This window comes from Blautia sp. CAG:257 (assembly GCF_000433815.1).
Taxonomy (GTDB): Bacteria; Bacillota; Clostridia; order Lachnospirales; family Lachnospiraceae; genus Blautia_A; species Blautia_A caecimuris.
This window is the reverse complement of sequence record NZ_HF999038.1, coordinates 535-6943: the sequence shown is the minus strand read 5'-3', so window position 1 is coordinate 6943 and position 6409 is coordinate 535. Positions and strand designations below refer to the sequence as shown.

Annotated in this window: 5 protein-coding genes; 4 read left to right on the top strand and 1 reads right to left on the bottom strand. The window is 41.8% G+C overall.

Annotated features, from left to right (window positions below):
- Nucleotides 1-12: 12 nt before the first annotated feature.
- A complete protein-coding gene (locus QVP40_RS05980) occupies nucleotides 13-1038 on the bottom strand; it encodes a LacI family DNA-binding transcriptional regulator (protein ID WP_022067575.1) in 1026 nt (341 codons plus the stop codon).
- Nucleotides 1039-1338: 300 nt separating this feature from the next.
- Here QVP40_RS05980 and QVP40_RS05975 point away from each other — a divergent pair, with 300 nt between their 5' ends.
- Genes QVP40_RS05975 through QVP40_RS05960 form a run of 4 tightly spaced genes read left to right on the top strand, consistent with a single transcriptional unit; the run spans nucleotide 1339 to nucleotide 6323 of the window.
- Nucleotides 1339-2217, top strand: coding sequence for an ABC transporter permease (locus QVP40_RS05975; protein ID WP_147598627.1), 879 nt, complete (start codon nucleotides 1339-1341; stop codon nucleotides 2215-2217).
- A gap of 14 nt (nucleotides 2218-2231) precedes the next feature.
- Nucleotides 2232-3128, top strand: a complete 897-nt coding sequence (locus QVP40_RS05970; protein ID WP_022067573.1) for a carbohydrate ABC transporter permease — start codon at nucleotides 2232-2234, stop codon at nucleotides 3126-3128.
- Between the two features lie 14 nt (nucleotides 3129-3142).
- Entirely contained in the window at nucleotides 3143-4831 is a 1689-nt protein-coding gene (locus QVP40_RS05965) for a hypothetical protein (protein WP_022067572.1), read from the top strand.
- 28 nt (nucleotides 4832-4859) lie between these two features.
- The gene (locus QVP40_RS05960; protein ID WP_022067571.1) at nucleotides 4860-6323 is read left to right on the top strand and encodes a glycoside hydrolase family 32 protein; all 1464 of its coding nucleotides are present in this window, start codon (nucleotides 4860-4862) and stop codon (nucleotides 6321-6323) included.
- Nucleotides 6324-6409 lie beyond the last annotated feature (86 nt).

Below are 6409 nucleotides of genomic sequence, written 5' to 3'. Positions count from 1 at the left end.
GAGAGCTTTTTGTCAGTCAGTTGTCTTGCGGCGGATCAGAACAGGAGTGATCTGCTTATGAACAGGAGTTTTTAAAGGAGAAGGCTTCCTTTTTTTCATTTCATCCATCTGAGAGACCAGCAGCTCCAAAGCAGTTTCAGCAATTTTGTCGATCTGCTGACCGATGGTGGTAATGGGCACGATAGCTTCATTTGCGATAGGAGAGTTATCAAAGCCCACAAGACGGTACTGTTCTGGCAGATGTCCATATTTCTGGATGATAAGATTCAGAAATATATTTGCATAAGTATCGTTGGCGAAAAAAATTCCTTTTTTTCTGTCAGGATATTTTTCTTCGATAGTTTCAAAAGTTTCTTTTATCCGGTCAAAGGTTGTTTCATAAGTGGAGCCAAGATCGCCCAGCATGAGTTCGTATGGCACATGATACTTCTGACAGGTATCTTCAAAAGCAGTGATACGGTTATGAGCCGGAACATTTTCGGGTACGGGAACATTGATGTGGATCAGGATATCGCAGTGGTTTCGTATCAGAAGACTGGTTGCCTGCAGTCCGCCCATATAGTTGTCAGTATCCACACTGCAGATATGTTTGGCTTCCCGCTCAATAGCTACAATGGGAATATTGCATTTTGCCAGTTCTGCCGAGGAAAAAGTGTGGCTCAGAATGATCAGACCCTCAATTTTATAAGCCAGAAGCTCATTGATATACTGCTGCTCCCGTTCTCTTCCGTCATTGCTGACAAAGACAAGAAATTTATAGCCGAATTTTGAGTAACTGGACAAAAGCTGATTTAAGATTTCTGAATAATAATGAAGATAGAGATTGGGGATGATGATTCCGACAAATTCGCTTTTTCCGTTGGCAAGGACTTTGGCCAGTTTGTTTTCCTGATATCCCAGTTCTTCCAGAGCTGCGGCTATTTTTTCCTGATTTTCAAGGGTCAGTGAATCCGGGTTATTAAAATATCTGGAGATCGTTGTTTTTGAAAAATTTGTGTAAGCTGCTATATCAGCAAATGTCACTTTTTTTTTTGCCATGATTCTGTACTCCCTGTATTTATATGGTAATTATGTTATGTCAGACACGTTTTTATATGGATATTTACAAGTATAACAAGGCAGATATAAAAAATCAATCTAAAAATAACTGGTTAAGTAACCGGTTATTTTTTTAGCTCCAATCTATTGACAGACAGAAAAAAGTGATGTATTATCAATTTAAAGTAACCGGTTACTTAACCGGTTATAAGATCGAAAAAGAAAACGGAGGGAAATGGAGTGAACATTTTAGCGAAAAAGAAAACGTCACCTGTCAAGCGAACGGCAAAGGATAAGCTGATGTATGTAAAAAAGAACTGGCAGCTTTACCTGTTTTTTCTTATGCCGGCACTGCTTCTTACTATCATTTTCAAGTATCTTCCCATGGGCGGAGTGCTGATCGCTTTTGAAGATTATAACGTCATTGACGGCATTCTGGGAAGCGAATGGGTGGGACTGGAATACTTCAAAAGATTCCTGTCATCGCCGGATTTTATGGAATACTTGATGAATACTCTGAAGCTCAGTGCATTTGGTCTGCTTTGGGGATTTCCGATTCCCATTATCCTGGCTTTATTGTTAAATCGTATAAGACGTGAGGGAATACGAAAAAAGATTCAGCTGCTGATCTATGCGCCGAACTTTATATCTGTCATCGTTCTTTGCGGTATGGTTCGTATGTTTCTCTCGCCGGTAGGCCCTATTAATTCCCTCCTCGGGATTGATACAAACTGGATGACAATGCCTTCAGCTTTCCGTACGATTTATATTGCCAGCGGAATCTGGCAGACAGCCGGATGGTCATCGATTATGTATACGGCTGCTCTTGCAAATGCCAGCAAAGATCTGGAAGAGGCGGCAATCGTAGATGGAGCAAATATCTTCCAGCAGATACGATATGTAGAGCTTCCGGCGATCAAAAACATCATTGTGATCCAGTTCATCCTGCAGGCAGGAAACATTATGAGTATCGGATTTGAAAAAGCTTTTGCATTACAGACGGACATGAATCTTCCGGCATCTGAAATCCTTTCAACATATGTGTATCGAATGGGTCTTCTTAATGGAGATTACGGATATTCTACAGCAGTAGGTTTATTTAACGCTATTATCAATGTTATTTTACTGATCGCAGTCAACTGGGTTGTGAAAAAGTTAAATGATGGCGAAGGTTTATAAAGAGGAGGAAAGAAATGGAAACAAGAAGAAAAATGAAACTCGGAACATCTGATAAAGTGATTCTGGGAATCGGCTATACTGTTCTTGGCATTTTTGTTTTATCAATACTGATCCCTCTTGTATATATTCTAATGGCTTCCTTTATGGATCCAAATGTACTGAACAGTCGGGGAATCAGCCTGAATTTTAAAGACTGGACGCTGGATGCCTACAGACGAGTTCTGGAAAACGATATGATCTGGCGTGGATTTTTCAATTCATTTTTTTATTCAGCGGCATTTACTGTGATTTCTGTGTTTATCACGCTGCTGGCAGCTTATCCTATGTCAAAGAAAGAATTTGTAGGAAGAAAATTTTTTAATACAATCTTTCTTATTACAATGTTTTTTGGCGGAGGAATGATCCCTACTTTTATTTTAATTAATCAGTTACATATGGTAAATACCATCTGGGCGATTCTTCTTCCGGGAGCATTCAACGTATGGAATATGATACTGGCAAGAACCTATTATCAGTCTATTCCCAAGGAACTGCGGGAAGCATCTTCTATTGACGGTGCAAATGAGATCCAGCATTTCTTCAAGGTAATGCTTCCTGTCTGCAAGCCCATTATTGCAGTTCTGGCATTATGGTCATTTGTAGGAATGTGGAACAGCTATTTTGACGCAATGATCTATTTAAACGACGCAGAGCTCCAGCCTCTGCAGCTTGTATTAAGATCGATCCTGGTCCAGAACACGCCTCAGCCGGGAATGATAGCGGATATCCAGAGCACGGCGGAGATGGCAAAGGTTGCTGAACTTCTGAAATATGCTACTATCGTAGTATCCAGCCTGCCGCTTCTGATTATGTATCCGTTCTTCCAGAAGTATTTTGATAAAGGAATCATGGTTGGTTCTGTAAAAGGTTAAGGGGGATGTAAAGCATGAAAAAAAGAATAAAAATGCTGATAGCGGCAGGTCTTTCCGTTGTGATGCTTACTTCTGCTGCAGGATGTGGAAAAAGAGAGCGTATGGAAGCAGAGATCAATCCGGATACTCCTGTATCAGAGGTTTCGTTTCCTTTGAAGGAGCAGGCGGAGTTGTCCTTTATTACAAATGCACCGGCAACATCAACGCAGGATCCGAATGAAAGGGTTATTTTCCAGAGAATGGAAGAGCAGACAAATGTGCATATTGACTGGACCTGCTTTGTTGCAGATCAGTTTGCAGACAAGAAGAACCTGGCTCTGGCACAGTTTGGAAACCTTCCGGATGGTCTGTTCAATGCAGGAATGAATGATTATGATCTTCTGAGATATGCAAAACAGGGAATTATCATTCCCCTGGAAAATCTCATTGACAAATATATGCCTAATCTTCAGAGGGTATTCGAACAGTATCCGGAATACAGGACAATGTGTACAGCGCCGGACGGACATATTTACTCATTCCCATGGATTGAACAGCTGGGGGCAGGAAAAGAGGCTATTCAGGCAATTGGAAATATTCCCTATATCAACAAAAAATGGCTGGATTATCTGAAGCTGGAAGTACCGTCTACGGTGGATGAACTGAAGGAAACACTGATTGCCTTTCGCGATCACGCCGCAGAACTGGAAGAGGAATTTGAGATTGAGGGCGGAGTGATTCCTATGTCCTTTATTATAAACAACGGAGATCAGGATCCGTCCATCCTGATTAACGGATTTGGAGAGGGCTATGGTGATACGGGGGATCATTTTGCAGTGACAGACCAGGGCGAAGTGATCTACACCACTGTACAGGAAGGGTATAAGGAAGGAATCCAGTGGCTTCACCAGCTGGTAGAAGAAAAGCTGGTAGATCCGGAAGCCTTTACTCAGGAGTGGTCTACATATGTGGCAAAAGGTAAAAATCACCGTTATGGTCTTTGCTTTACCTGGGATATTTCGAATATTGATAATTATCAGGATTATGTGATGCTTCCGGCTCTTGCCGGTCCGGAGGGTCTTGTTAATGTCACAAGACAGAACAACAGTGAGACCAGCGGTTTTGACAGAGGACGCTGTGTGCTTACCACCAGCTGCAGAAATACGGCTCTGGCAGCAGCCTGGATCGATCAGATGTATGCACCTCTCCAGTCTCCTCAGAATAACTGGGGAACTTATGGAGAAGAGGATTCCTTTAATATTTTTGAGATGGCAACAAATAAAGATGGAGAGCCTATGCTGAAGCATATGGACCTGGGAGATCAGTCCCCGGTAGAGGTAAGGGAGGCTCAGTCAGTAAACGGACCTCTTGCCATACTGAATGAATATTATGACGTATATGTGACACAGCCAGATGATGCCAAATGGCGTCTGGATAACATGCATGAGGTATATTTGAAGGATATGAACAGTAAATACGTTTATCCAAATGTATTTATGAGCATTGAGGACACTAACAAGATATCCCAGTATGATACAGATATTAAGAAATATGCAGAACAGAAAAAAGCGGACTGGATCCTGAATGGCGGGATTGAAAAAGAGTGGGACAGCTATCTTGAAAAAATGGAACAGTATGGATTGTCAGATTATCTGGCCATCAAACAGAAGTATTTTGATCAATATCAGGAAAGCCTGATGGAAAATCAGGGAGATACAAAGTAAAAAATATATAGCGATACAGGAGTTTGAAATGAGCGAAAAATTAACAAAAGCAACTCGATTTCAATATGAACAGATGAATCAGATGCCGGAAGGAGAGAAACCTGTTTTTCATGTTTCTGCTCCTGCAGGCTGGATCAATGATCCCAACGGGTTCTCTGTATATAAAGGAAAGGTGCATCTGTTTTATCAGTATCATCCATATTCCATCTGCTGGGGTCCTATGCACTGGGGACACAGCGTAACGGATGATATGATAAAATGGAAGACAGAGCCGGTGGCTCTGGCGCCGGATCAGGAATATGACAAAAAAGGATGCTTTTCCGGAAGCGCTGTTCAGGCAGGAGACAGACATGTGCTTATCTATACCGGAGTTACAGATGAGGAAAAATCTGACGGAAGCCGGGAAGAAAGACAAAACCAGTGCATTGCCTTTGGCGACGGAGTAACCTATGAAAAATCACCGCAGAATCCGGTAATCACCGGGGACATGCTGCCGCAGGGATGCAGTCAGATTGATTTTCGTGATCCGAAGATTTGGGAAGAAGATGGGAAATATTATCTGATCGTGGGAAATAAAAGCGAAAAATATAAAGGGCAGGTGGTACTGTTTTCCAGCTCAGACCTGGAAAAATGGAAATTTGAAACCATTCTGGCTGAAAACACATCAGGAAAAATCGGATGCATGTGGGAATGTCCGGACTTTTTTGAACTGAATGGAAACCATATTCTGATTTGTTCTCCACAGAATATGACAGCAGAGGGACTTGAATTCCATAATGGACACAATTCTCTGTATTTTTCCGGAAGGTATGAGAAACAAAGCCACACCTTTATAAAAGATGAACCCAGATCACTGGATTACGGACTGGATTTCTATGCGCCTCAGACAACCTGTCTTCCAGATGGAAGAAGAGTCATGATCGCCTGGATGAAGTCATGGGATTCCTGTGTGATTCCTGACGGACAAAGCTGGCAGGGAATGATGACGCTGCCAAGAGAACTGGAATATGTAAACGGAATTCTTTTCCAGAAGCCGGTAAGGGAGTTGGAGAAATATCACAAAAATCCTGTTTACTATAAAGAAGCGGAAATCAAGGATAAAACAGAACTTCCGGGAATCCGGGGCAGAATACTGGATATGACAGTGGAGATCCCCGAGGGAGACTATGAAGAGTTCCGGATCGATCTTGCACATAATGAGTCTTATACAACCAGTTATACATACTACAGGAAGCAGGGAATACTGGAAACAGACAGAACCTATTGTGGAATAAACAAAGATGTAGTGTGCCAGAGAAAAATGAAGATACGTGGTACGGAAAAAGCTCTGAAACTTCGCTTCATACTGGACCGTCAGTCCATAGAGTTGTTTGTAAACGAGGGACGGCAGGTAAGTACAACGGCAATCTGTACGCCGCAGGAAGCAGAACGGATTGTATTTTCATGCGACAGAAGTATAAAAGTAAATATCCAGATGTACGAAATAGCATAATAAATATAAAAATCTCAGATTTCAGGGAAAAGGCATCCTGGAATCTGAGATTTTTTATTATTATGGAATAAGGTGTGTTTTATGTG